Below are 25,165 nucleotides of genomic sequence, written 5' to 3' on the forward strand. Positions count from 1 at the left end.
GAACAGCGACCGAGGAGCACGCCATGGAACCCCGCCTCAACCCCTTCGCCAGCCCCGTCATCGGCAAGGTCCTCAAGCACCTCATCGCGGCCAACAAGCCCATCGCCGAGTCGGCCCTGCCGTACACCGTCCAGGAGTTGGTGCGGCTGCGCGCCAGCCAGATCAACGGTTGCGGCGCCTGCATCGACATGCACTTCAAGGAGGCCGTGCACGCCGGCGAGGACCCGGTGCGCCTCAACCTGGTCGCCGCCTGGCGCGAGGCCACCGTCTTCACCGAGGCCGAGCGCGCCGCGCTGGAACTCGCCGAGCAGGGCACCCGGCTCGCCGACGCGGCCGGCGGGGTGAGCGACGAGGCGTGGGCGAACGCCGCCAAGCACTACGACGAGGAGCAGCTCGCGGCGCTGGTCTGCGTGATCGCGCTGATCAACGCCTTCAACCGGGCCAACGTGATGATCCGCCAGCCCGGCGGCGGCTACGAGGTCGGCATGTACCACCACTGACCGGCGCGGCTCCGGGCCCCGCTCCTTCCCCAACCGGCCCGCCGGGTACGGCCGGTGGGGAGGCCGGGGCCCGGGCGGTGCGCCGCCCGGACGGGGCGGCGCACCCGTCGCGTTCCACCCGACGGACCGTCAGTACGGACTGTTACGATCTTGGTCCGGGTGAACCGCCCGTTCCGGGAACCGAGGGAGACGTCCATGTCCGAGGAATCGACGCGCCGGATCGTCGTGCTGCGCCACTCCAAGGCCGAGCACCCCGACGTGGACGACCACGAGCGCCCGCTCGCCGAGCGGGGCCGCGAGGACGCGCCGGCGGCCGGACGCTGGATCGCCGGCGCCGGCATCACCCCCGACCTCGCGCTGGTCTCCACCGCCGTGCGGACCCGTGAGACCTGGAGGCTCGCGGCCGCCGAGCTCCCGGTGGTGCCGAAGACCGTCGCCGAGGAGCGCGTGTACGAGGCGAGCCTCGGGGAGCTGATCGCGCTCCTCAACGAGCAGTCCGACGAGGTGCGGGACCTGGTCCTGGTCGGCCACAACCCCGGCGTCCACGCGCTGGCCGACGCCCTGGCGGGCGAGGCCGAGGGGGACCTGCTGGCGCGGATGAACCGCTCCGGCTTCCCGACCTCGGCCATCGCGGTCCTGGAGTTCCAGGGCAGCTGGAAGGCCGTCGAGCACGGCGTCGGCCGGCTCACCGCCTTCTGGACGCCGCACGCCTGACACCCGCACCGCCCAAACGCCCGAACACGGCTGCGCCGCCCGGCAGTTCACCGGGCGGCCCCGCCGCGTTCGGGCCGTCGTGCGGGGCGGCCGGGGTCAGCGGCGCGGCCCGGCGACGTGGTCGCTCAGCCGGATGACGGTGATCTCCACCTGGCCGTGCCCGTCCTCCCACCCCGCGACCGGTTCGCAGCCCTCGTCGTCCAGGCCGAAGGCCGTGGTGTCGGCGGACACGGGCATCAGGCCCGTCTCCCCGTCGGTGCAGAAGTAGCCGAGGTGGGTGCGCAGTTCGGGGTTCCCGATCACGGAAAGCTCCTCCTCCCACTCCTCCTCGGGCTCCGCCGTGAAGGGCATCAGCTCCCCGGGGGTGCGGCCGGTGGCGAAGGCCGTGCACAGGGCGTCCAGGAGGGTGCCGTCGGAGACGAGCAGGGGAGCGTAGACCTCCCAGGTACCGGCCAGGGCCGGGTCGGTGAGGTCGACGCCGTACCGTTCCAGCAGCGGGGCGAGGTCGGCGCCCCGCAGCAGTCCGGGGCTGAAGCAGGCGGCCTCGACGGCGGTGGTAAAGCCCTCGGGGAGATGCGCCCCGGCGTCGGACGGCCGGAACTCGAAGACCGAGCGGCTCGGGTCGAAGACCGGCGTCCCCTCGGCCTCGTCGAACAGGTGGAGCCGGGAGGCGAACGGCTCCTCGCCGCGCAGCGCCGCCGGGCGCACCCAGGCGTGCTCGCGCCGGAAGCCGGTCTCGTACAGCAGGTTGCCGGTGACGCAGGCGGCGTAGACCGCGTCGGGGTCGTACTCCGCGAGGGGGCGGCCGAGCAAGGCGGCGAAGGCGTCGGCGAGTTGGCGGTCCCAGTCGGCATCCGCGGGCGCGGTGGGGTGGTAGGTCATGGCGGCACGGTAGCGGCGCCCGCCGACAGCGGCCGGGCCCGGGTCCGGTGCGCGGGCCACGGCCGCGCCTACAGCAGCAGCGCCGCCACCTCCGCCGGTGTCCAGTGCCCGGCCGCGCCCGGGCGGGTGGCGAGGTAGCCGGCCGTGCGCCAGGGGCCCCAGCCGTGGGACTCGGCCAGGCCCGCCGCCAGGGTGCGCAGGTAGGGCGGGGTGGGGGCGTTGAGCTCGGCGCCGGCCACGCCCCCGGCGGCGGTGAAGGTCAGCAGCGGGCGGCCGTCCGACTCGCCGACGTGCAGCAGGGTTTCGTAGCGGCCCGGGCCCAGTTCGGCGCGCCCGGCGGCGAGCACCGGGGCGAGGTCGAGGTCGGTGCCGGGGGAGCGGCGCATCTCCTGGGCGGCGATGTCACTGAACTGACCGACCGTCACCAGGTAGGCCCGGCAGGGGACTTCGCCGGGAAGGGCCGGGTCGTAGAAGGCCGAGCCGCCGCCCCAGGTGAGCGAGTGGTTGGCGAAGTAGAGCACGCCCGGCAGTACGGTGGCCACCGCCCGGCGCGGCGGGCGCGGGTCGCGGCTGCCGGGGTGGGTCTGCGCCCCGCCGTCGGGGCGGCCGCCGCGCAGGTAGCGGGCGAGGCGGGCGGCGTGCAGGTTCGAGCCGTACGCCACGTACCAGACGAGCACCTCCCCGCCGCTCTCCCCGCTGCTCTCCGTACCGCCCTGCCCGTCACGGTCCCGGTCCCGGTTCCGGTCTCGCCCAGCCGAATCCCAGTCGGGCGCGCCGCTGCCCAGCCCGCTCACAGGAAGGAGCCGCGGTGTGGGCTGCGAAAGACTCCCACAGGAATATGTGAAAACCGTGAACACGCCAGTGATCCGACCAGAACCCCCCGATTCGGCAGCGGCCCCTTCACTACTGGTAGCGAATCGGTCGCCATGGTGTTCATCACTCTTCTCGCTCCCGTCGCACCGCTCCGGTATTCGGCGATTACTCTTCACCAGCGAAAACGATCGGAAACCAGCGAAATAGCATTCGATTCATACCGTTGCTGCCCTCGCGTGGCATCGATGATGAGAATTTTCTTTGATCGATTCCTCACTGCATCCAGCCGACTCCCAGCGGAGTCATGGTGAGTGGGCGCACCCAGCAGGTGACAAAGGCGTCACCCCGCGTGATACCCGTACGCGCCCCCAGGACCCCGGAGCCAAGGAACCCATCCATGGACGCACGCCACGAAACGGCCGGCCCCGGCACGCTGCACCGCCCGAACCCGGGCCCCGTGGCGGGCTGGCCGGCGGCCCAGCCCGCCCACCCCCGCAGCCTGCTCGACATCATCGCCGCCACCGCGCAGGCGCACCCCGGCGCGCCCGCGCTCGACACCGGCGACACCGTCCTCGACTACCGCGCCCTGCTGCACGAGGTCGAGACCCTCGCCGGGCAGCTGGCCGGCCACGGCATCGGCCGCGGCGACCGCGTCGGGGTCCGCATCCCCTCCGGCACCGCCGACCTCTACATCGCGATCCTCGCCGTCATGCGCTGCGGCGCCGCCTACGTGCCCGTCGACGCCGACGACCCCGACGAGCGCGCCGAGATGATCTGGCAGGACGCCGCCGTCTGCGCCGTCCTCGGCCCCGGGCGCGCCCTGCACGCCCCCACCGACGCCCGCCCCTCGGGCCGTCCGGCCTGGCCCGCCCCGGCCGACGACGCGTGGATCATCTTCACCTCCGGCACCACCGGCCGCCCCAAGGGCGTCGCCGTCACCCACCGCAGCGCCGCCGCCTTCGTCGACGCCGAGGCCCGCCTCTTCCTCCCGCAGCAGCCGCTCGCCCCCGGCGACCGCGTCCTGGCCGGCCTGTCCGTCGCCTTCGACGCCTCCTGCGAGGAGATGTGGCTCGCCTGGCGCCACGGCGCCTGCCTGGTGCCCGCCCCCCGCTCCCTCGTCAAGGCCGGCACCGACCTCGGCCCCTGGCTCGTCAGCCGGCGCATCACCGCCGTCTCCACCGTCCCCACCCTGCTCGCCCTGTGGCCGCAGGAGTGCCTGGACGCCGTCCGCCTGATCATCGTCGGCGGCGAGGCCTGCCCCGCCGAACTCGTCGACCGCCTCGCCACCGGCGGCCGCGAGTTCTGGAACACCTACGGCCCCACCGAGACCACCGTCGTCGCCACCGCCGCCCGCATGCTCCCCGGCCAGCCGGTGCGCATCGGCGCCCCCCTCGACGGCTGGGAGATCGCCGTCGTCGACCAGGCCGGCCACCCCGTCCCCTGGTACGAGACCGGCGAACTGCTCATCACCGGCGTCGGCACCGCCCGCTACCTCGACCCCGCCAAGGACGCCGAGAAGTTCAGCGCCCACCCCGCCCTCGCCTCGCCCCGCGTCTACCGCAGCGGCGACCTCGTGCGCAACGAACCCGAAGGCCTGATCTTCCTCGGCCGCGCCGACGACCAGGTCAAACTCGGCGGCCGCCGCATCGAACTCGGCGAGATCGACGCCGCCCTCCAGGCCCTGCCCGACGTGCGCGCCGCCGCCGCGGCCGTCCGCAGGACCCCCGCCGGCGCCGACCTGCTCGTCGGCTACCTCGTCGCCCGGCCCGGCACCACCCCCGACCTCGCCACCGCCCGCCGCCGGCTGCTGGAGCGCCTGCCCGCCCCGCTGGTGCCCGTCCTCGCCCTCGTCGACTCCCTGCCCACCCGCACCTCCGGCAAGGTCGACCGCAACGCCCTGCCCTGGCCGCTCGCCACCACCGGCACCGCCCCCGCCGCCCGGGCCCTGGACGGCACCGCCGGCCGGCTCGCCGCCCACTGGGAGCGCCTGCTCGGCACCGCCCCCGGCCCCGACGACGACTTCTTCGCCCTCGGCGGCTCCAGCCTCACCGCCGCCCGCCTCGTCTCCGAACTGCGCACCCGGCACAACGGCGTCTCCGTCGCCGACCTGTACGCCCACCCCGTCCTCGCCGACCTCGCCGGCTACCTCGACACCCTCGCCCCGGCCGCCGCCCCCGAGGAGACCGTCCTCGACGACGCCGCCTCCTCCGCCGTCCGCGGCCGCACCGTGCGCCGCACCCCCCGCAGCGCCGGCCTGTGGCAGACCCTCCTGCTCCTCGGCATGTTCTCCCTCGCCGGACTGCGCTGGATCCTCCTCCTGATGGCCCTCGACAACCTCACCGGCAGCCACCTCGCCTGGGCCCCCCACAGCTCCTGGTGGCCCGTCGGCGCCGGCCTGCTCCTCCTCTACAGCGCCCCCGGCCGCACCCTGCTCGCCGCCGCCGGCGCCCGCCTGCTCACCGCCCGCATCCGCCCCGGCAGCCACCCCCGCGGCGGCCACGTCCACCTGCGCCTGTGGGCCGCCGAACGCTACACCGCCATGTTCGGCACCGCCGCCCTCGCCGGCACCCCCTGGGCCCCCCGCTACGCCCGCGCCCTGGGCTGCCGCGTCGGCCCCGGCGTCCAGCTCCACACCCTGCCCCCCGTCACCGGCCTCGCCCGCATCGGCGCCCACGCCTCCGTCGAACCCGAAGCCGACCTCGCCGGCTGGTGGCTCGACGGCGACACCCTCCACCTCGGCCGCATCGACATCGGCGACGGCGCCCGCATCGGCCACCGCGCCACCCTCATGCCCGGCGCCCGCATCGGTGCCGGCGCCGAGATCGCCCCCGGCTCCTGCGTCACCGCCACCACCGCCGTCCCGCCCGGCGAACACTGGACCGGCTCCCCGGCCCGCCCCGACACCACCGCCCCCGCCGACTGGCCCACCGCCCCCGCCCCCGCCCCGCGCGGCTGGAACCTCGCCTACGGCGCCGCCTTCGCCCTCTTCGGCCTCGTCCCGATCCTCGCCGCGCTGCCCGCCCTGGCCATCGTCTACCCGATGATCGACAGCGACGCCACCCTGCTCGGCGCCCTCGTCCAGCTCCTGCCCGCCACCATCCCGCTGGCCGCCCTCACCGTCGTCTGCTACGCCACCCTCATAGCGCTCCTCGTGCGCCTGCTGTCCCTCCCGCTGCGCCCCGGCCACCACCCCGCCACCGGCCGCGTCGCCTTCTGCGCCTGGGCCGTCAGCCGCCTCAGCGACACCGCCCGGCGCACCCTCTTCCCCTTCTACGCCAGCCTCTTCACCCCGGTGTGGCTGCGCCTGCTCGGCGCCCGCGTCGGACGGCGCGTCGAAGCCTCCACCGTGCTCGCCCTGCCCGGCCTGATGCGCGTCGACGACGGCGCCTTCCTCGCCGACGACACCCTCGTCGCCCCGTACGAGCTGCGCGGCGGCTGGCTCCGCCTCGGCCCCGCCCACGTCGGACGCCGCTCCTTCGTCGGCAACTCCGGCATCGTCGGCCCCGGCCGCCACCTGCCCGACAACTCCCTCGTCGGCGTCCTGTCCGACACCCCCGCCCACGCCCCCGAAGGCTCCTCCTGGCTCGGCCGCCCCGCCTTCGCGCTGCCCCGTGTCGCCGACACCGGCGCCGACGCCCGCACCTACAACCCGCCCCGGCGCCTGATGTGGGCGCGCGCCGGCGTCGAACTCTGCCGGCTGCTGCCGATCGTCCTCGCCGCCCTGCTCGGCGACCTCGTCCTCGCCACCCTGCAGGAACTGCGCGACGACTACGGCCTGGCCGTCGCCCTCGGAACCGCCGGACTCGTGCTCACCGCCGCCGCCGTCGTCGCCTGCGCCGTCACCACCGCCGCCAAGTGGCTGCTCGTCGGACGCTTCCGCGTCGCCGAACACCCCCTGTGGTCCTCCTTCGTGTGGCGCAACGAGCTCTACGACACCTTCGTCGAGGAACTCGCCATGCCCTTCGGCGGCCACACCATCACCGGCACCCCCTACCTGAACGTGTGGCTGCGCAGCCTCGGCGCCCGCATCGGCCGCGGCGTGTGGTGCGAGACCCACTGGCTGCCCGAGACCGACCTGGTCACCGTCGAGGCCGGCGCCAGCGTCAACCGCGGCACCGTCCTGCAGACCCACCTCTTCCACGACCGCGTCATGCGCCTGGGCCCCGTCCACCTCGCCGCCGGCTCCACCACCGGCCCGCACTCCATCGTGCTGCTCAACGCCTCCCTCGGGGCCGGCAGCACCGTCGGCCCGGCCTCCCTGGTCATGCGCGGCGAGAACGTCCCCGGCGGCGGGCGCTGGCTCGGCAACCCCGTCGCCGCCTGGGACGCCGACCCCACCCCGCCCGCCGGCCGGCGCCGCCACCGGGCCACCGCCGGGGTGTGACGCGAATCACTCCGGTGGGGCGATGAGTTCGCGGTGCGGTCACGGTCTACCTCCGTGACCGCACCGCTTCTTCTTTCCCGCCCTCCCGAGAGGAACCGCCCATGACCGCCGCCCCCGCCGCGAAGACCGCTGCGAAGACCGCGGAGACCGCCGCGAAGGCCCCCGCCGTAAAGGGCCCCGCCTCCTATTTCCCCTCCATCGAGAAGAAGTACGGCCGCCCGGTCGAGGAGTGGAAGGACCTCATTCGCGCCTCCCCGCTCGCCAAGCACATGGAGCTCGTCGCCTGGCTCAAGACCGAGCACAACATCGGCCACGGCCACGCGAACGCCCTCGTCGCCCACACCCTTGCCGAAAAGTCCTCCTGAGAGGGCCACTTGATGCGATCATCGACGGCATGAAGGTACTCGTGATCGGAGCCTCCGGCACACTCGGCAGCGCTGTCGCCACCGCCCTGGAGAAGGAGCACCAGGTCGTACGGGCCTCGCGCAGCGGCCCGGTGACGGTCGACCTGGAGGACTCCGACTCCCTGGACGCGCTCTTCGCCGGCCTGCCCGACCTCGACGCGGTCGTCTGCTGCGCCGTGTCGGGCCCGATGGTCGACTTCGCCACGGCGACCGACGAGGAGTTCCTCGCCGGGCTGCAGGGCAAGCTGCTGGGCCAGATCGCCCTGGCCCGGCGCGCCCAGCACCACCTGCGCGACGGCGGCTCCATCACCCTCACCGGCGGCACGTTCACCACCCCGATGGTCGGTGGATCGCTGGGCGCCGTCATCAACACCGGGCTGGAGGGCTTCGTCCGCAACGCCGCCGCCGAACTGCCCCGCGACCTGCGGATCAACCTCGTCAGCCCCGGCTGGATCGCCGAGACGCTGCAGCTCCTCGGCCGGGACCCGGCCCCGGGCATCCTCGCCGTCGACGCCGCCCGCTCCTACGTCACCGCCGTGGAAGGCCGGACGAACGGGGAGACCCTGCTCCCCTGAACCGCCGAGCCCGCGCACAGGAAGTCGGCCCGGCCGACTTCCCGCGCACGGCACCCCGGAGCGGAGGGGGGTTACGGAGCGGCGGGGGTCACGGGCGCCGGGCCACGAAGACGAACTCCCGCCCGGGCCGGTCGGGAGCGTCGCGGACCTCCTCCAGCACGTAGCCGTGGGCGGCCAAGTCCCGCTCCACCTCCGCCCGTTCCCGGAAGCGCAGCGTCGAATCCGACGTCAGCACCTGCCCGTCCACCGCGAACACGTACGTCCACCGGAACGTCACCAGCGGCCCGCGCACCCCGACCAGGTCGACCCAGCTCTCGACGGCACCCGCGCCCGGGACCTCCGTCACCCGGTGGGAGCGCTCGCGCGTCCACTCCTCCCAGGCGCGGGCGCCCGGATCGCGGGTCTCGAAGACCAGCCGCCCGCCGGGCCGCAGTGCCGCGAAGGCCCCCCGCAGCGTCCCCCGCCAGGCCCGCGGACCGGCGATCGCTTGGGCGACGTTCGCCGTCATCGTCGCCAGATCAACCCGCAGCGGCGGCAGGTCCGTCGCGTCGCCGTGGATCCACCGCACCCGCCCGGCGCCCGGCTTGGCGCGCGCGACCTCCACGGAGGCCAGGGCGGGATCGACGCCGACCACCTCGAACCCGCGGCCGGCCAGCAAGAGCGCGAACACCCCCGTGCCGCAGCCGATGTCCAGCACCCGGCGCGCCCCGAACTCCCGTGCCATCGCCAGGTAGGCGTCGAGGTCGCCGCGGTCGGGGTCGAGCGGGTCGTAGAGCGCGGCGAGCCGCGGGTGCCCGAAGCATGCGTCAGCCATGGGACGACCGTAGGCGAGGCCCCGTCCGGCAGCAGACAGGTCTACACCATTTCGTCCGGAGCTGGCCGAATCCGGCCTCCCGCCCGCCGCCCCCGCCACCCGCTCGCCCGGGTGCTCAGCAGTCCCGCGAGCGCCTGCGGCCACTCCCGCCCGGGCCGTCGGGTTCCGGCCGAAGGCCCCGGCGCCGCTTGTCCGTCGGCGAACCGACGAGGAAGAGTAGGAGCCCCGCCGGCCGGCGATCGTGTCCAACTCCCCGCACAAGAGAGGACATTGCCATGACCGACGACGTGTACGAGCCCCCGGTGATGATCGAACTCGGCGACTTCGCGGACCTCACCCGGGGCTTCGACATCGGCAACCAGTCCGACGTCCACGGCTACTACCTCGCCCCCTGAGGACCGCGCCGTGAACGGCCACCGGCGGACCTGGTTCGTGGTCCTGCCGGACACCGACGCAGCAGCCGCGGTGGCCGCGGTGTGGGGCACGGCCGAGCGCCGTGCCCTGCACCACCCCAGCGGCCGCCCCTGGATCCTCGGCCACTGGCCGGCCGACGAGGCGGTCACCGCCCGGGCCGGACCGGTCGCGCTGGCCGTGTTCGGCACCAGCGACACCGACACCCACCAGCTGCGCCGCCGCGCCGAACACCTCCGCGACCCGCGCGACGCCCTCGCCCTCACCCACACCGACGGCCCGGCCGGCAGCCACCACCTGATCGCCACCGTGCGCGGCACCGTCACCGCCCGCGGCTCGCTGTCCGGACTCCACCGCCTCCACCTGGCCGAGGTCCACGGCGTCCCCGTCCTGTCGGACCGGGCCGACGTCCTGGCCGCCGCGGCCGGCCTCACCCCGTCCACCGAACGCCTCGCCCTGCGCCTCGCCCACCCCCTGCCGCACCCCGCCGACACCCTGCCCCTGTGGCCCGGCATCACCCCCGTGCCACCGCACCACACCGCCCTGCTCGCCCCCGGCGGCCCCGCCCGCACCCTCGCCCACTGGCAGCCGCCCGCCCCCGAACGACCCCGCGCCGAAGCCGCGACGGCCCTGCGCCACGCCCTGCACCGCGCCGTCGCCGCCCGCACCCGCGACGGCGGCCTCGTCGCCGCCGACCTGTCCGGCGGCCTCGACTCCACCCCCCTGTGCTTCCTCGCCGCCACCGGCCCAGCCGACCTGCTCACCGTCACCATCGGCTCCCTCGACCCCCACCACGAGGACGCCCCCTGGGCCGACCGCGCCGCCCGCCACCTGCCCGGCACCCGGCTCGTCCTGCCCGCCGAGGACCTCCCCGCGATGTTCGCCGACACCGACACCCCCGGCCCCCAGGGCGACGAACCGTTCGCCTGGACCCGCACCAGGGCCCGCGACGAGGCCGTCGCCCGCCTCCTCGCCGCCCGCGGCGCCCGACTGCGGATCAGCGGCGAAGGCGGCGACGAAGTCCTCCAGGCCCTCCCCGCCTACCTGCGCACCCTCGCCCCGCGCCACCCCGCCACCGCCGCCCGCCACCTGCGCGGACACCGCGCCCGCCTACGCTGGAAACTGCCCGACGCCCTCGGCGCCCTCGCCGACCCCCGCCCCTACCCCGCCTGGCTCGCCCACGCCGCCGACCGCCTCACCCACCCCGCGCCGCCCACCACCCAACTCCTCGGCTGGGGAACCGAACCCCGGCTGCCGCCCTGGGCCACCCCGCACGCCGCCGCCCTGGTCCGCGACCAGCTCAAGGCCCTGCGGGACGCACGGCCCCTGGCCCCGCAGCACGCCCAGCACCAGGTCCTGCGCATGGTCCGGCACAGCGCCTCCGCCATGCGCCAGCTCGTCGACGCCACCGCCCGCGCCGGCACCCCGTACAGCACACCCTTCCTCGACGACCAGGTCCTCGACGCCTGCCTGGCCGCCGACCCCGCCACCCGGGGAACCCCCTTCGCCTACAAGCCCCTGCTCACCACCGCCCTCGCCCCGGACGTCCCCGCCGACCTCCTGCGCCGCACCGGCAAGGGCGACTTCACCCCCGACGCCCACCAGGGCCTCGCCCGCCACCGCGCCCGACTCGCCGCCCTCACCGAGGACAGCGCCCTGGCCCGCGCCGGCCTGATCGACCCCGACGCCCTGCGCCAGGCCTGCCTCGGGCTCTACCCCACCGGCACCCCCTACGCCGCCCTGGACGCCACCCTCGCCTGCGAACACTGGCTGCGCGCCCACGGCAGCCGCCACCACGCCGCCACCACCACCGGAGGGACCTGATGCCCGCCCAGCTGCGCCCCGACGTGACGCTCACCCCGACCGACGACGGCGCCGTCCTGCTCGACGAGCGCTCCGGCCGCTACTACCAGCTCAACCGCACCGCACTGCTCGTCCTGCGCTCCCTGCTGGACGGCCGCACCGCCGAGGAGACCGCCGCCGACCTCAGCGCCCGCCACCCCGTCACCGCCGACCGGGCGCGCGCCGACGTCGACCGGCTGCACGAGACCCTGCGCACCGCCGGACTGGTCACCACCGGACCGGGCACCGGCGGACAGAGCACCACCGGGCCGGGCGCCGGCGGACCGGCCGGCACGGGAGCGGGCACGGCCGGATGAGCCTGCACGCCCACGCCACCCGCGCCGGCCGCCCGCCCTGGCGCCGCCGGCCCGCCGCCCTCGCGGCGATCGGCGCGGCCCGGCTGATCGAGCGGCTCCCCCCGGCCCGCATCCGCCGGGTGATGCTCGCCCTGCGCCGCGGCGCCCGGCCCGCCGACCGCGCCGAGGCCCTCGCCGCCCGGCAGGCCGTGGTCGCCCTCAGCATGCGCTGCGCCGGCCAGGGCTGCCTCCAACGCTCCATCGCCGCAGCCCTGTTGTGCCGCACCCGGGGCGCCTGGCCGACCTGGCGCACGGGCGTGCGCACCGCCCCGTTCCGCGCCCACGCCTGGATCGAGGCCGAGGGCGGCCCCGTCGACGAGCCCGCCGAACTCGCCCACTTCCACCCGCTGATCACCATCGCCCCGGAGCCCCGGCCGGGCTGGTGACCGGCGGGGGGCCTGCCGCCGCCCGCCCGGCTTCCCGCGGGCGGCCGGGGGCGCTACCGGTGCGGGGATGGGACGCCGGCGGCGCGCAGCCGGGCCTCGGTGAGCGCGGTCAGCCGGGCCGAGACCGGGGCCTGGTCGTCGCGGTGGCGGTCGATCAGCCGGTACTGGGTGGCGGCCCTGGCCCAGGCGCGCAGGCCGGCCGGGTCGCCCAGCAGGGCGGGGTTGGCGAGGTAGTGGTCGGCCATGGCGGCGGCGAGCTCCTCGACCCTCGGATCGTCCAGCTCCCAGGCCTCGGCCTCCTGGCCGCGTCTGGTCAGCTCGACGAACCCCGGGTCGTCCAGGCGCAGTTCGAGCTGGGCGAGGAGGCCGTCGAAGCCCTCCGGCACCAGCGCCCGCGCCAGCACCAGGGCCTCGCGCTGCGCCGCCACGTAGTCGGGGCCGAAGCCGAGCCCGGGCATCCGCTCCAGGACCGCGCAGGCGCGGTCGGGCAGCAGGGCCCGGTCGCCGTCGGCGAGCCGGTGCAGGGTGTCGCGGCGCGCGGTCAGTTCCGTGATCCGCTCGGTCAGGCGCCGCTCCACGTCGGCGAGGGCGGTGGCGAACCGCTCGCCGTCGGCGTCGAGCAGCGGCCCGACCTCCGCCAGCGGCACCCCGGCGGCGGCCAGCGTCCGGACCTGCACCAGCCGCAGCAATTCGCCCGACCCGTACCGCCGGTAGCCGGAGGCGTCGCGCAGCGGCTCCTCGACCAGCCCCTGCCGGTGGTAGTGCCGCACCGTCTTCACCGTGACGCCGACGTACGCGGCCGCCTGCCCGATCGTGACTCCGTTTGCCATCCGTTCAGCCTGCCGTACGACCGGATGCCGTGGGGCCGGGCCCGGTGCCGAACACTTCGTCGACGAGCCGTCGCTGGGCGCTCTGGAACGCCGCGGCGACGGACACGTCGGCGTCGTCCACGTAGGTCAGCCCGGCGGTCAGGGTGGTGCCGCCGTCCGGCGAGCCGTACATCAGCGCGGCCGAGCCGATGGTGGCGCCGTTGTGGTGGAAGACGGTGCCCGTGTCCGTGGCCTGGGCGAAGATCCCCAGCCCGTAGCCGACCGTCGCCTCCGGCGCGCGCATCTCGGCCAGCAGGCCGGGCGGCAGCAGCCGGCCGCCCATCAGCGCGGAGAAGTACACGTGCAGGTCCCGGGTGGTCGAGATCATGTCGCCGCCGCCCGAGACCCAGGACGGGTTGTGCCGGGTGACGTCGACCGTCCGCTCCCGCCCGGCGTCCTCGTAGCGGTAGTAGCTGCGGCCGTGCGGCTCGGGCACCTCTGGCGAGGCGCCCGGGGCCACCGTCCCGGTCAGCCCCAGCGGCTCCAGGACCAGCCGCCGCAGCTCCTCGGCGAACGGCCGGCCGGTGACCCGCTCGACCACCAGCCGGGCCAGCACGTAGTTGGTGTTGGCGTAGCTCCAGCGCGCCCCCGGCGCGAACCGCGCCGGCCGGGACAGCGACAGCCGCACCAATTCCTCGGGCCGGTAGGTGCGGAAGCGGTCCTCCACCCACTCCCGGCCCCGCCACGGGACCCCCGGCACGAACGTCCCGTCCTCCTCCAGCTCGCCGGTGTGGTTGAAGATCCCGCTGGTGTGCTGGAGCAGCATCCGCACCGTGATCCGCCGGTCCAGCCCGAACCCGGGCAGGTGGTCGCCGGCCGGGTCGTCCAGGGCCAGCCGGCCCTCGGCCACCAGCATCAGCACCGAGGTCGCGATGAAGCTCTTGGTGACGCTGCCGACGCGGAAGTGCCCGTCGGCCGGCGGCCTCTCCTCGCGGCCCAGCTCGCGGGACCCGGCGGTGCCGACCCACTCGCCGTGCGCGTCGTTCACCCGCACCTGCACGCCGAGGAAGCCGGATCCGGCGATCTCCTCGACCGCCCGTCGCAGCTCCGGGCGGTCCGGGCCGTGGGTGGAGCGGTGGGTGGTGGACATGCTGCCCCCTCGTATCGCGGGGCCCGCGTCGTCGTCGGGCCCGATGGGAGGAGCCTCCACCCTGACCCAAGGTCAACCTCAACCGTGTTCCGGCTCACAGGCGCGGCCCGCCCGCGCGAGGCGGGAGGCGCGGGAGGCGGGGCGCGGCGCCGGGTGGGGTGGACGGGGGAGCCCGGAGGCCGGGGCCGCCGTCGGCACGATCGGGAAGGCGGCGGCCCCGGCCCCGGTACGGGTTTCCGTACGGGCGGGGCATCGACCGCGGGGTTGCCCGTACGGCTGCGGTCGGCACCCATTCCACGACTTCAACAGGACTTGAAGTCAAGCCCCGCCCGAGGCGAGGCCCCGCCCGAGGGTGCCGCTCCGGGGCCGGGTAGCCTCGCTCCCGGCGGGGGCCCGCGGGGGACGGACACGTACACAACGGACAAGACGGACAGGGGCGGGCGGATGACGGAGCAGCACACGTACTGGCGGGCGTCGGACGGTTCGGCGGTCAGCGCCAGCCAGGCGCACATCGTGTGGACCAGGGCGGCCTACCCGGCCCTGGTGGAGGTGGCGCGCCGCTACCACGCGGTGATCAGCTACCCGGACCTGGCCGAGGCGGTGCAGGAGGCCTCGGGGGTGCGCACCCGGATCAACCAGCGGCACTGGATGGGCAAGGTGCTGGCCCTGGTGATCCGTGAGGCGCACCGGCGCGGCGACCCACCGCTGACGGCCCTGGTGGTGCACGCCACCGACGGCAAGGTCGGGCCCGGCTACCAGGAGGTGCTGGCGGTGGCCGGACAGCCGCCGGTGGCCGCCGAGATGGACCGCGAGCAGCACGCGGCCGCCGCCCGCCTGGCCTGCTACCGGCACTTCGCCGCCGACCTGCCCGCCGACGGCGGCACGCCCGCCCTGGCCCCGCGCCTGCGGGCCTCGGTGGAGCGCAAGGCCGCCGTCGCCGCGCCGCCGCGCCCGCCGGCGATCTGTCCGAGCTGCTTCCTGGAGCTGCCCGCGACGCGGGTGTGCGACTCCTGCGGGGCGACCGTCGCGCCCTGAGCACCACCGGTGAGCGGACGTCCCGGGCGGAGGCCCCGAGCGGAGGCCCCGGGCGGACGCCACGTCACACGGCGGCGGGCAGCCGCCCGGGCATCTGCCAGCCCTCGGCGAGGCGGGAGGGGGCCAGGCGCCGCCCGTCGCCGAAGAACTCGCAGAACTTCATGATCAGCGGGTCCCAGCCGACCGGGTCGACGTAGTGGTCGCTGCCGGGCACCAGCAGGCCCTCCTCGACGTGGGCGCGCACCACCGTCACCTCGAAGGCGGTGCGCCCGCCGCCCGCCAGCGCCGTCGCCGACTCCACCCGGCACTCCAGCTGCACCGGGCACTCGGCGGCGCGCGGCGCCCGCACCAGCTCGCCGGGCACCTCGGTCAGCCCGGCGGCCTCGAACTTGCGCCGCTCGTGGCGGTAGCCCTGCCGCAGCCGGTACTCGGCGATCCGCGGCCTGGCGGTCAGCAGCGCGAGGGCGTCCACGGCGTCCACCTGCGCGGAGGACGCCAGGTTGAGCACGCACTCGCCCTCGCGCCGCAGGTTCTCGGCGGTCTGCGAGCTGTCGCCCAGGCCGAGCACGCACGACTGCCCCAGCCACCAGGCCGAGGACATCGGCATGAGGTTGGCGCTGCCGTCCTCGTTGCGCGAGCCGATCAGCACCACGGGGGTGCCGAAGTACAGGACCTTGAGATCGATGACCTTGTGCACGGGAGACTGCCGTCCTCGGGAAATGGGGAACCGTTGCCGGTCACCGACTCTGCCGCCGCCCGGACGGGGGCGCTGGCGGTGATCGGACATCGAGTTCCGGAGGATGTGACTCCGGTTTCCCGAGGACGGCGTCCCCGTCCCGGCGACGGGCGGGACGCGGCGGCCCGCCGTCAGCTCACCGGCCCCCGGGCGGAGACCAGCCGGGCCCGGCCGTCGCGCAGCCGGTAGGACAGGCCCACCACGGCCACCTTCCCCTCGGCGATCCGCGCCGCCAGCGCCTGCGAGCGCTCCACCAGCAGGTCCACGGTCTGGCGGATGTGCTCGTCCACGATCCCGTCCCGGTCCTCGATGCCCGCCGCCCTGGCGGACAGCACGCTCGGGGTCACCCGCTCCACCACGTCCCGGACGAAACCGCCCGGCAGCTGCCCCTGCTCCAGGGAGTCCAGCGCCGCCGCCACCGCACCGCAGGAGTCGTGCCCCAGCACCACCACCAGCGGGCAGTCCAGCACGCTCACCCCGTACTCGATGCTGCCCAGCGCCTCCGCGCCGGTGACGTGCCCGGCGGTGCGCACCACGAAGAGGTCGCCCAGGCCCTGGTCGAAGATGATCTCGGCGGCCAGCCGGGAGTCCGAGCAGCCGAACAGCACCGCGAAGGGCCGCTGCGCCGGGGCGAGCGCCGCGCGGCGCCCGGCGTCCTGGTTGGGGTGCTCGGGGTTGCCCGCCACGAACCGGGCGTTGCCCTGCATCATCACCCGCAGCGCCTGGGCGGGGTCGGTCAGGAAGTCGTCCGTCGGACCGTCGAGCCGGGTGGGCTCGGGGCTGGGTATCGGTGTGGGGATCATGCCTGCACCCTAGATCGCCGCAGGTGGAGCCCGCAGCCGGGGGTCAAGGGCCGGACGGCCCCATGGACGGTCCCGAACGGCCCCGTACGGCCCCGTATGGCCGTGTACAGCCCCGTACGGCCCTGTTCGGCCCGTCCCGGGCGGCTACCGGGCTACCGGGCCGGCGGTTCCGGCGGGGCCGGCGGTTCCGGGGTGGGGCGCAGGGCGAGGACGGTGACGTCGTCGCGGCTGCTCCCGCCGCTCCAGCGCCGGGCCCGCCGGTCCAGGGCCTCGGGCAGGGCGTCGGCGGGGACGGCGGCGAGGTCGGCCAGGCCCCGTTCGACCGGGTAGAACGCGCCGGAGGCGTCCTGGGCCTCGGTGATGCCGTCGGTGAGCAGCACCAGCACCCCGTCCCCGGGCAGCGTGAAGCGCCGCTCGGGGCGCGGTTCGCCGGTGGCGGCCAGGGAGGCGAGGCCGAGCGGGAGCCCGGCGTCCAGGGGGACGGGCTCCACCCGGCCGTCGGGGCGCAGCAGGTAGGGGGAGAGGTGGCCGCAGTTGACGGCCCGCACCTCGGTGGCGCGGCCCTCGTCGTCGGTGCCCCCGTCGTTGCTGTCCGGGGCGCGGACGCAGAGCACGGTGGCCGTGACGAACCGTTCCTGCTCGCCGCTCTGCTCCGCGTAGGCGTTGTGCCGCTCCACCGCCGCCTCCAGGGCGTCGGCGACGGCGGTCAGCCGCGGCTCGCGGAAGGCCGCCTCCCGGAAGGCGCTCAGCACCGCGAAGCCCGTCCCGATCGCGAGCAGGCCCTTGCCCTGGACGTCGCCGACCAGCACCCGGGTGCCGTGCGGGGTCTCGGCGACGTCGTACAGGTCGCCGCCGACCATGGCGTCCTGCTCCAGCGGCCGGTACAGCCCGTCCAGGCGCACGTCCGGGGTGGTGACGGGCAGCGGGCGCAGCAGCTGGCGCTGGAGGGCGACGGCGACCTGCCGCATCCGCGACAGCTGCCGCTCGCGCCGCACCCGCCGCGCGCACAGGCCGATCACGGCGGCCTCGGCGGCGACCACGCCCAGCAGGGTGCCCAGGCGGGCCGGCAGGTCCCCGGGCGGGAACAGCACCGAGTGGGCCACCACCACGGCGGTCACCCACACCGAGGCCGCCACCGTCTGGGCGACGGTGCCCAGGCCCGCCAGCAGCGCGGGCAGGAACACCAGCAGCAGCACCAGGCGGGCACTGGTGCCGCTGACCGCCTGGACGAGCAGCACGGCGACGGTCGCGGCCAGCACGCCGAGCACCACCGCCCGGTTGCCGGGCGCGCGCGGGGCGGTGGGCTGCTCGTCCTCGCCGTCCACCCCTGTCGCCCTCTCCGCCGTCCGGCCCCCGCTCCAGGGTGGTCGGCGCGGCGGGGCGGGCGCGAGCGGGCTGCGCCGGGCGGGGGACGGGGTGGACGGATCGGCCGGGCGCCGTCTGTCGGTGGCAGTCGGTACGGTGGCCGGTGTGTCGTCCCCGTCCTCGACCCCGTCTTCTACCTCGTCCCCGTCCGCGGGCCGCGTGCCGCTCGACGACCTCGTGCGGCTGCGCCGGGCCCGGGACCGGATGGACCGCGAGTACGCGCAGCCGCTGGACGTGCCGGCGCTGGCCCGCACCGCGCTGATGTCCTCCGGCCACTTCTCGCGCAGCTTCCGCGCCGCCTACGGCGAGACCCCGTACACCTACCTCATGACCCGCCGGATCGAGCGGGCCAAGGCGCTGCTGCGGCGCGGGGACCTGAGCGTGACCGAGGTCTGCATGGCGGTGGGCTGCACCTCGCTGGGCTCCTTCAGCACCCGCTTCACCGAGCTGGTCGGGCAGAGCCCCAGCGCCTACCGGGCCCGCGACCACGAGCAGGGCGCGGCGATCCCGGCCTGCGTCGCCAAGATCGGCACCCGCCCGGTGCGGCGCGCGGAGGCCAAGGAGGCCAAGGAGGCCAAGGGGGCGAAGGGGAACGGGAGCGACGGCGGCCCCGGTGCTCCCGTAGCGTGACGGGCATGAGCATCGAACTCGCGCAGTGCTTCATCGCCGTCGACGACCACGACCGGGCGCTCGCCTTCTACCGCGACGTCCTCGGCTTCGAAGTGCGCAACGACGTCGGCTTCGAGGGCATGCGCTGGGTCACCGTCGGCTCGCCCGACCAGCCCGGCGTGGAGATCGTCCTGGAGCCCCCGCTGGCCGACCCGCACGCCTCCGAGGCCGACCGCCGGGCCGCCGCCGAACTCCTCGCCAAGGGCCTGCTGCGCGGCGTCATCTTCCGCACCGACGACTGCGACGCCACCTTCGAGCGCATCCGGGCGGCCGGCGCCGAGGTCCTCCAGGAGCCGATGGACCAGCCCTACGGGGTGCGCGACTGCGCCTTCCGCGACCCGTCGGGCAACATGCTGCGCTTCAACCAGCCGCGCACGGCGTAGCCGGGCGGGGGCGTGGGGCCTGAGGCTCAGGCGGTCCGGGCGGGCAGCGTGCGGGCGGGCAGCGGGTAGTCGGGCAGGGCGATGTCGCCGGCCTTGGCGAACTGGGCGGCCAGCACGGGGCGCAGCGGCCAGCGGCCCATCCAGCGCATGGAGGCGGCGCGCAGGCGGATCGCCAGGGCGCTGTCCGGGGCGTAGCCGCGCAGGCCGCCGGGCGGCAGCTCCTGGGCCCGGGTGGCGTAGGGGCGCATCAGCTCCTCGTAGCGGGCGAAGGCGGTGCGGAAGTCGCCTGCGGCGGCGGCGAGTTCACCGGCCAGCAGGTAGGCGCCGACCAGGGCGAGGCTGGTGCCGAGGCCGGTCAGGGGGCTCGGGCTGTACCCGGCGTCGCCGAGCAGGGCGACGCGGCCGCGGCTGTAGTGGTCGAGGTGGACCTGGCCGAAGGAGTCGAAGGCGAAGTCCCCGGCGGTGCGCATCCCGGCGAGCAGCCGGTCCACCTCCCAGCCGGCTCCGGCGAAGCGCTCGGCGAGCAGGCGTCGCTGGGCGGCGGTGTCGCGGCGGTCGTAGGCCGCGGGCGCGCGGCGCAGGCCGAGGGAGGCCTTGACCTCGCCGGGCAGCCGGCCGGGGCGGGCGCCGGCGACCAGGCCGCCGGGGGCGTTGTACATCAGGAACCAGCCGTCGAGCTCGCGGGCGAGGGCGGGGTCGTGGACGGTGAACCAGGCGTGGCAGCCGCCGAGCGGCCGGTAGTGGGCGCCGTCGGTGCCGTCTGGGCCGTCTGGGCCGTCGCCGTCGCCGGGGCGGAAGGCGAGGCGGCGGACGGCGGAGTGCAGCCCGTCCGCGCCGACGACCAGGGCGAAGCGGCGGGCGGGGGCGTTCTCGAAGGTGACGGTGACGCCCCCGGCGTCCTGGTCGAGCGCGGTGACGGTGTCGTCCCAGAGGTACTCGACGCCGTCGGTGGCCTCGCGCAGCAGGTCGGCGAGGTCGCCGCGGAGGATCTCGATCTCGGAGACGATGCCCTCGCCGTCGAACAGCCCGACGGGTATCCGGGCGGTGGCCCGCCCGCGCCGGTCGACCAGGGCGATGCCGTGCTGCTCGACGCGCAGCGCGCGGGCCCGCTCCATCAGCCCCATCCGCTCGATCACGGTGCGCCCGGCGCCGCGCAGGTCGACGGCCTGCCCGCCGGGGCGCGGGCCGGCGGCGCGCTCGACGACGGTGGGGGTGAAGCCGTGGCGGCGCAGCCAGTAGGCGAGGGCGGGGCCGGCGATCCCGGCGCCGGAGACGAGGACGTCGGTGCCGGGGCGGTCGGCGGCAGGGACGTCGGTGGCGGGGGCGTCGGTGCCCGTCGGGTGGTCCAGGTGTTCCATGCCGCCGAATGTACGCCGTACGCGTCGGCGCCAACAAGCCTTGCAGTGGGGCTATTTGAGGAGGGTGCACTAGTGCGGTGGGGTGCTCCGGGGCAGGTCCGGCGGCGCGCGGGGGCGTTCGTGCGGGCAGACGGCCCGACGGGTGCACTAGTGCGGCACCATGGTGCGATGGAGAGCACTCGACAGACAGTCAGTTCCGGCTCGCCCCTCGAACCGCGGATCGGCTTCTCCCGCGCCGTGCGCAAGGGCAACCACGTCGCGGTCGCGGGCACCGCCCCGATCAGCGAGGAGGGCACGACGGTCGGCCAGGGCGACGTCTACGCCCAGACCGTCCGCTGCCTGGACATCGCCGAGGCCGCCCTGCGGGAGGCGGGCGCCACCCTCACGGACGTCGTACGGACCCGCGTCATGCTCACCGACATGAGCCAGTGGCGGGAGGCCGCGCGCGCCCACGGCGAGCGCTTCGCGCAGATCCGCCCGGTCACCACCTTCGTGGAGGTGTCGCGCTTCATCGACGAGCGCTGGCTGGTGGAGGTCGAGGTGGACGCGGTGATCGGCTAGCCGGCGGGGGCGGCCGGCGGGCCGGGGCGGCCGGGGCCGGGGCCGAGGTCGTCGGGGCAGGGGCGGCCGGGGCGGAATGAAAGGCGGGACGGGTGCTGTTGTCGCTGGTCGAGATACCCCCACCCGTATTTTTTCGGGCCTCCGGACCTCCCCGGCGCCCGAGAACGGAGCACCACGTGAACCGCCCCGCCGAAGCCGTACGGCCCGCCGCCCCGCCCCCCGACGCCCCCGGCAGCGGCGGCGCCCCCGAGAACGGCCGACCCGGGCCGCTCGGCCGCCTCGGGGTGTGGTCCACCCGGCACTTCAAGGCCGTCCTGGTCGGCTGGCTGATCGTCGTCATCGGCCTCGGCGCCTTCGCCCCCAAGGTCACCAGCGCGCTGTCCGGCGCCGGCTGGCAGGCCGACGGCTCCCAGTCCGTCCAGGTCCGCGAACTCGCCGAGCGGCACTTCGCCGGCAACGCCTCCTCCGCGATCCAGATCGTCGTCGCCGCCGACCGCCCCGTCACCGACCCGGCCGTCCAGAAGGTGATCACCGAGGCGCACGACCTCGCCGCCGCCGACCCGCGGGTGTCCACCGTCGTCACGCCCCAGCCCGGCGCCACCATCAGCCCCGACGGCCGCACCGCCGTCCTGCTCGCCGGCGCCGCCGCCTCGCCCGACGACATGGTCCGCGCCGCCGACGACCTCAAGGGACCGCTCGGCGCCCTGTCCACGGACGGCGTCAGCGTCCACGCCACCGGCGCCTCCGTCCTGTGGAGCGACTTCAACAAGGCCAACCACGACGCCATGATGAAGTCCGAGGTCATGTCCTGGCCGGTCACCCTCGCCATCCTGGTGCTCGCCTTCGGCTCCCTCGTCGCCGCCGGACTGCCCCTGCTGCTCACCATGGCCGGCCTCGCCGCCTCGGCCGGCTCCCTCGTCCTGATCAGCCACCTCTTCCCGGTGTCCGTCTGGGCGATGAACTTCGCCATGATGTTCGCCCTGGCCCTCGGGATCGACTACGCGCTCTTCCTCGTCATGCGCTTCCGCGCCGCCCGCCGGGCCGACGGCCGTTCCGCCCGCCGCGCCGACGAGGGAGCCGTGCGCGCCGTTGCCGAGACCATGGACACCGCCGGCAAGGCCGTCCTGCTCTCCGGCGCCACCGTCCTGGTCAGCCTCTCCGCCGTGATGCTCGTCCCCTCCCCGGCGTTCCGCTCGATGGCCGGCGGCATCATGCTCGCCGTCCTGTTCGTCCTCGCCGCCACCCTCACCCTGCTGCCCGCCGTCCTCGGCCGCCTCGGCCACCGCGTCGACGCCCTCTCCCTGCCCTGGACCAAGTCCACCCCACCCGCCTCCCCGCGCTTCGCCGCCTGGGGCGAACGCCTCTGGAAGCACCCGCTGCGCTACGGCGCCCTCGCCCTCGCCGCGCTGATCGCCCTCGCCGCCCCCGTCATCGGACTGCGCACCGCGATGCCGTCCATCACCGTCCTGCCCGAGGACGCCAGCGCCCGCGCCGGCTACACCGCCGTCCAGCAGGCCTTCGGCCCCGGCGCCCCCGGCACCCTGCAGATCCTCACCCCCACCGACCGCGCCGCCGAGGTCGCCGCCCGGGTCGCCACCACCCCCGGCATCGCCGCCGCCATGCCCGCCCAGGCCGCCGCCGACGGCTCCGGCTGGTCGATGATCCAGGCCGTGCCCACCGTCGACCCCTCCAGCCCCGACCTCTCCGGCACCGTCCACACCCTGCGCGCCGAACTGCCCGCCGACACCATGGTCGGCGGCGCCGCCGTCGAGAACCTCGACCTGCAGCACCTGCTCACCGAGAAGACCCCGCTGGTCATCGGCGTCGTCATGGCCCTCGGCTTCCTGCTGCTCCTCGCCGCCCTGCGCGCCCCGCTGATCGCCGCCCTCGGCACCGCCGCCAGCCTGCTGTCCACCGGAGCCGCCTTCGGCGTCGCCCGCCTGGTCTTCCAGGACGGCCACGGAGCCGGCCTGCTGGGCTTCACCCCGCAGGGCTTCCTGGACGGCTGGGCACCGGTGTTCTTCTTCGCGATGATCTTCGCCATCGCGATGGACTACACCGTCTTCCTCCTCGCCTCCGCCAAGGAGCACTACGAACGCACCGGCGACCCCAAGGCCGCCATGACCGGAGCCCTGGCCCACTCCGGCCGGGTCGTCTTCGCCGCCGCCGGCGTCATGGTCGCGGTGTTCTTCACCTTCGCCCTGTCCGGCCCGCTCCCGCCCAAGGAGATGGGCATCGTCCTCGGCACCGCCGTCCTCCTCGACGCCGCCCTGGTCCGCCTCGTCCTGCTCCCCGTCCTGCTGCGCCTGACCGGGCACGCCGCCTGGCACACCCCCCGCTGGCTGGACCGGGTGCTGCCGCGGATCACCTTCTCGCACGGCTGACGGCCCGCCCGTCCCCGCGCGGCCCCTGCCCCCCGGCGCACTGCCGGGGGGCAGGGGCCGACCGTTGCCGCCACCGGGTACCCGCTTCGAGCCGCCGGTCCGGCGTCAGGCTCAGGGTGCGGGCGTGGGCGTGGGCGTGGGGGACGGCCCGGCGGTCGGGGTGGGGGCGGTCAGGGCGTGGAGCAGGTCCTCGCCGAGGGTGAGGCCGGTGGCGGAGTGGTCGGGCAGCCCGTAGTCGCCGTACCAGTCGGCCGGGGCTTCGGGGTGCGGGCCGCTGACCGCGACCCGGCCCCGGCCGTACGGGGCGACGGCGGCGGCGGTGCGGCCGTTGGGGTAGCGGGCGAGGACGTCCGTGCCCGGGCCGTCGACGTCGAAGTACGGGCCGTCCTGGAAGTACATCCGCTGCGGGCGGCCGCGCCACAGGACGTCGACCAGGCCGTCCTGTTCGTCGGTGACGGTGGCGTCCGGGGAGCGGATGTACTCGCCGGAGTCGCCGGGCAGGAGGTCGAAGCCGGGGTCGCCGGCCAGGTAGCCGCCCATGCACAGCCCCAGGTAGCGGCCGCCGCCGCGCACGTAGGCGCGCACCAGCTCCGGGGAGAAGCCCGGTTCGCGGGCCAGCAGGTCCCACGCGGTGCCCACCTCCTGCCCGTTGGTGCCGCCCGGCTGCACGTACACCGCCGCGTCGGCCAGCGCCGCCGGGCCGAACCGCACCCGCTCCTCGGGCCCGATGAACCGCACCGCGAACCCGGCCCGCTCCAGCAGCCCCCGCGCCGCCTCCGGGCACCCGTCGCAGGCGGCCGGCCCCCGGTACACCAGCGCCGTCGGCCGCTCCTCGCCCCGTTGCGGCAGGGACCTCTCCGCCGGCTCGCCGCCGCACCCCGCCGTCACCAGCACCGCCGCCGCCACCAGTCCCAGCACCCGCCCGACCCGCACTCCCGCCACCCCTCCCGAAGGCCCCGCGCGGCCGCCCCTCGCCGTCCGCCGTGACGACGCTACGGCCCGCCGGGCGCGCACCGGGCGCGCGCCCCCCGATCGGGCGAACCCGCGCGGCCGGGGTTGACGCGTGGCGGTGCGGAGACACCGATGGCCCCCGCGCCGCCCCGAGGGCACAATGACCTGGTCCGACGGGCGGGAGGGGACCCATGGGGAAGACGGACGGCTTGCGGGGCGGGCGCGGACGGGCGGCCGGCGCGCTGCTGCTGCGCGGCCTGCTCGCCCTGCTGGGCCTGGCGGTTGTGGCGATCGGCTTCGTCCGGTTCGACGCCGCGTACGACGCCCGCGGCGCCTACCTCGACGCACCCGCCTGCGGGGCCCGGGCCGCCGGGCCGCAGGAGGACTGTCTGCGCTCGGAGAGCGGCCGGGTGACGAGGAAGTGGGCGGACCCGGGCAACGACTCGACCTCGTACGGGATCGCGGTGGCGCGCGAGAACGGGCCGAGCGACACCTACCCGGTCAGGGAGTCGTTCTACGACGCCGTGGACGTCGGCTCCGTGGTCGAGCTGAGGCTCTGGCACGGCCGGGTCGCCGACATCGCCTACCAGGGCCGCCGCACCGAGCCGCCGAGCACCCCGTGGCTCGCCATGACCGGGGTCGCGCTGCTGGTCGGCGCGGGCACGACGCTGCTGGTCCGCGGCCTGACCGGGACGTTCCAGAGCGAGGGCGACTGGCGGGTCCCGCTGGGAACCGCGATCTCGCTGTTCCTCGCCACCGGGTTCGGCGGCGCGCTGATGCTGTCCCAGCACTGGCCGTGGGGCCTGGCGATGGCCGTGGCGGCGGCGGCCTGGCTGGCCGCCGCCGCCCTCGCGGTGGTGCTGGCGCTGCTCTGAGCACA

25 protein-coding genes are annotated in these 25,165 nt (G+C 75.9%); 15 read left to right on the plus strand and 10 right to left on the minus strand.

Annotation, left to right across the window (positions count from 1 at the left end):
* Window positions 1-23: 23 nt before the first annotated feature.
* On the plus strand, window positions 24-500 hold the full coding sequence (locus ACLWS4_RS17970; RefSeq protein ID WP_074001102.1) for a carboxymuconolactone decarboxylase family protein: 477 nt from the start codon (window positions 24-26) through the stop codon (window positions 498-500).
* A 195-nt stretch (window positions 501-695) separates the two neighbouring features.
* Complete coding sequence (locus tag ACLWS4_RS17975) at window positions 696-1,214, plus strand: SixA phosphatase family protein (protein WP_380741820.1); 519 nt, start codon at window positions 696-698, stop codon at window positions 1,212-1,214.
* Window positions 1,215-1,310: 96 nt separating this feature from the next.
* Here ACLWS4_RS17975 and ACLWS4_RS17980 read toward each other — a convergent pair whose 3' ends face one another.
* Complete coding sequence (locus ACLWS4_RS17980; protein WP_416874580.1) at window positions 1,311-2,096, minus strand: hypothetical protein; 786 nt, start codon at window positions 2,094-2,096, stop codon at window positions 1,311-1,313.
* Window positions 2,097-2,164: 68 nt separating this feature from the next.
* Window positions 2,165-2,773, minus strand: a complete 609-nt coding sequence (locus ACLWS4_RS17985) for a histone deacetylase (protein WP_416874581.1) — start codon at window positions 2,771-2,773, stop codon at window positions 2,165-2,167.
* A gap of 533 nt (window positions 2,774-3,306) precedes the next feature.
* Between ACLWS4_RS17985 and ACLWS4_RS17990 the strand changes: the two genes are divergently transcribed.
* The 3 genes from ACLWS4_RS17990 to ACLWS4_RS18000 all read left to right on the plus strand — a co-directional run bounded on the left by ACLWS4_RS17990 (window position 3,307) and on the right by ACLWS4_RS18000 (window position 8,272).
* Window positions 3,307-7,293: a Pls/PosA family non-ribosomal peptide synthetase gene (locus tag ACLWS4_RS17990; protein WP_416874582.1), complete on the plus strand. Its 3,987-nt coding sequence runs from the start codon at window positions 3,307-3,309 to the stop codon at window positions 7,291-7,293.
* A 101-nt stretch (window positions 7,294-7,394) separates the two neighbouring features.
* Complete coding sequence (locus tag ACLWS4_RS17995) at window positions 7,395-7,658, plus strand: DUF4287 domain-containing protein (RefSeq protein ID WP_416874583.1); 264 nt, start codon at window positions 7,395-7,397, stop codon at window positions 7,656-7,658.
* 29 nt (window positions 7,659-7,687) lie between these two features.
* Window positions 7,688-8,272, plus strand: a complete 585-nt coding sequence (locus tag ACLWS4_RS18000) for a short chain dehydrogenase (RefSeq protein ID WP_049658590.1) — start codon at window positions 7,688-7,690, stop codon at window positions 8,270-8,272.
* 88 nt (window positions 8,273-8,360) lie between these two features.
* Here ACLWS4_RS18000 and ACLWS4_RS18005 read toward each other — a convergent pair whose 3' ends face one another.
* Window positions 8,361-9,086 (minus strand): class I SAM-dependent methyltransferase, encoded by a 726-nt coding sequence (locus ACLWS4_RS18005; RefSeq protein ID WP_388048970.1) that lies wholly within the window; start codon window positions 9,084-9,086, stop codon window positions 8,361-8,363.
* A gap of 275 nt (window positions 9,087-9,361) precedes the next feature.
* Here ACLWS4_RS18005 and ACLWS4_RS18010 point away from each other — a divergent pair, with 275 nt between their 5' ends.
* From ACLWS4_RS18010 to ACLWS4_RS18025, 4 genes are read left to right on the plus strand one after another with little or no spacing between them, the layout of a single operon-like run.
* Window positions 9,362-9,481 carry a lasso RiPP family leader peptide-containing protein gene (locus tag ACLWS4_RS18010; RefSeq protein WP_107086612.1) on the plus strand — a complete coding sequence of 40 codons (120 nt, stop codon included), beginning with the start codon at window positions 9,362-9,364 and terminating at the stop codon, window positions 9,479-9,481.
* 10 nt (window positions 9,482-9,491) lie between these two features.
* A complete protein-coding gene (locus ACLWS4_RS18015; protein ID WP_416874584.1) occupies window positions 9,492-11,321 on the plus strand; it encodes an asparagine synthase-related protein in 1,830 nt (609 codons plus the stop codon).
* Window positions 11,321-11,656, plus strand: coding sequence for a lasso peptide biosynthesis PqqD family chaperone (locus tag ACLWS4_RS18020; RefSeq protein WP_416874585.1), 336 nt, complete (start codon window positions 11,321-11,323; stop codon window positions 11,654-11,656). Before ACLWS4_RS18015 ends, ACLWS4_RS18020 begins: the two co-directional genes overlap by 1 nt.
* Entirely contained in the window at window positions 11,653-12,081 is a 429-nt protein-coding gene (locus tag ACLWS4_RS18025) for a lasso peptide biosynthesis B2 protein (RefSeq protein ID WP_416874586.1), read from the plus strand. The genes ACLWS4_RS18020 and ACLWS4_RS18025 overlap by 4 nt, the downstream gene beginning before the upstream one ends.
* Window positions 12,082-12,134: 53 nt before the next feature.
* Here ACLWS4_RS18025 and ACLWS4_RS18030 read toward each other — a convergent pair whose 3' ends face one another.
* A complete protein-coding gene (locus ACLWS4_RS18030; protein WP_416874587.1) occupies window positions 12,135-12,911 on the minus strand; it encodes a MerR family transcriptional regulator in 777 nt (258 codons plus the stop codon).
* A gap of 4 nt (window positions 12,912-12,915) precedes the next feature.
* Window positions 12,916-14,040 (minus strand): serine hydrolase domain-containing protein, encoded by a 1,125-nt coding sequence (locus tag ACLWS4_RS18035; RefSeq protein WP_375874319.1) that lies wholly within the window; start codon window positions 14,038-14,040, stop codon window positions 12,916-12,918.
* Between the two features lie 444 nt (window positions 14,041-14,484).
* Between ACLWS4_RS18035 and ACLWS4_RS18040 the strand changes: the two genes are divergently transcribed.
* Window positions 14,485-15,075 (plus strand): hypothetical protein, encoded by a 591-nt coding sequence (locus tag ACLWS4_RS18040; RefSeq protein ID WP_388048978.1) that lies wholly within the window; start codon window positions 14,485-14,487, stop codon window positions 15,073-15,075.
* Between the two features lie 64 nt (window positions 15,076-15,139).
* Here the strand turns inward: ACLWS4_RS18040 and ACLWS4_RS18045 are convergent, their stop codons facing one another.
* The 3 genes from ACLWS4_RS18045 to ACLWS4_RS18055 form a co-directional block, all read right to left on the minus strand.
* A complete protein-coding gene (locus ACLWS4_RS18045; protein ID WP_416874588.1) occupies window positions 15,140-15,772 on the minus strand; it encodes a flavin reductase family protein in 633 nt (210 codons plus the stop codon).
* Between the two features lie 170 nt (window positions 15,773-15,942).
* Entirely contained in the window at window positions 15,943-16,521 is a 579-nt protein-coding gene (locus ACLWS4_RS18050) for a carbonic anhydrase (RefSeq protein WP_416874686.1), read from the minus strand.
* Between the two features lie 245 nt (window positions 16,522-16,766).
* The gene (locus ACLWS4_RS18055) at window positions 16,767-17,939 is read right to left on the minus strand and encodes a PP2C family protein-serine/threonine phosphatase (protein WP_416874589.1); all 1,173 of its coding nucleotides are present in this window, start codon (window positions 17,937-17,939) and stop codon (window positions 16,767-16,769) included.
* Window positions 17,940-18,183: 244 nt separating this feature from the next.
* On the opposite strand from ACLWS4_RS18055, the gene ACLWS4_RS18060 reads away from it, so the two are divergent.
* Window positions 18,184-18,609, plus strand: a complete 426-nt coding sequence (locus ACLWS4_RS18060; protein ID WP_416874687.1) for a helix-turn-helix transcriptional regulator — start codon at window positions 18,184-18,186, stop codon at window positions 18,607-18,609.
* Between the two features lie 5 nt (window positions 18,610-18,614).
* The gene (locus ACLWS4_RS18065; RefSeq protein ID WP_049654179.1) at window positions 18,615-19,031 is read left to right on the plus strand and encodes a VOC family protein; all 417 of its coding nucleotides are present in this window, start codon (window positions 18,615-18,617) and stop codon (window positions 19,029-19,031) included.
* 26 nt (window positions 19,032-19,057) lie between these two features.
* Here the strand turns inward: ACLWS4_RS18065 and ACLWS4_RS18070 are convergent, their stop codons facing one another.
* Window positions 19,058-20,389: an FAD-dependent monooxygenase gene (locus ACLWS4_RS18070; protein ID WP_416874590.1), complete on the minus strand. Its 1,332-nt coding sequence runs from the start codon at window positions 20,387-20,389 to the stop codon at window positions 19,058-19,060.
* Window positions 20,390-20,557: 168 nt separating this feature from the next.
* Between ACLWS4_RS18070 and ACLWS4_RS18075 the strand changes: the two genes are divergently transcribed.
* Complete coding sequence (locus ACLWS4_RS18075) at window positions 20,558-20,950, plus strand: RidA family protein (RefSeq protein WP_049654170.1); 393 nt, start codon at window positions 20,558-20,560, stop codon at window positions 20,948-20,950.
* A gap of 176 nt (window positions 20,951-21,126) precedes the next feature.
* On the plus strand, window positions 21,127-23,334 hold the full coding sequence (locus ACLWS4_RS18080; protein WP_416874591.1) for an MMPL family transporter: 2,208 nt from the start codon (window positions 21,127-21,129) through the stop codon (window positions 23,332-23,334).
* A gap of 111 nt (window positions 23,335-23,445) precedes the next feature.
* Here the strand turns inward: ACLWS4_RS18080 and ACLWS4_RS18085 are convergent, their stop codons facing one another.
* Window positions 23,446-24,267: a hypothetical protein gene (locus ACLWS4_RS18085; protein ID WP_416874592.1), complete on the minus strand. Its 822-nt coding sequence runs from the start codon at window positions 24,265-24,267 to the stop codon at window positions 23,446-23,448.
* Window positions 24,268-24,476: 209 nt separating this feature from the next.
* Here ACLWS4_RS18085 and ACLWS4_RS18090 point away from each other — a divergent pair, with 209 nt between their 5' ends.
* Window positions 24,477-25,160, plus strand: a complete 684-nt coding sequence (locus tag ACLWS4_RS18090; RefSeq protein ID WP_416874593.1) for a hypothetical protein — start codon at window positions 24,477-24,479, stop codon at window positions 25,158-25,160.
* Window positions 25,161-25,165 lie beyond the last annotated feature (5 nt).

This window comes from Kitasatospora sp. SC0581, from assembly GCF_048159585.1.
Taxonomy (GTDB): domain Bacteria; phylum Actinomycetota; class Actinomycetes; order Streptomycetales; family Streptomycetaceae; genus Kitasatospora.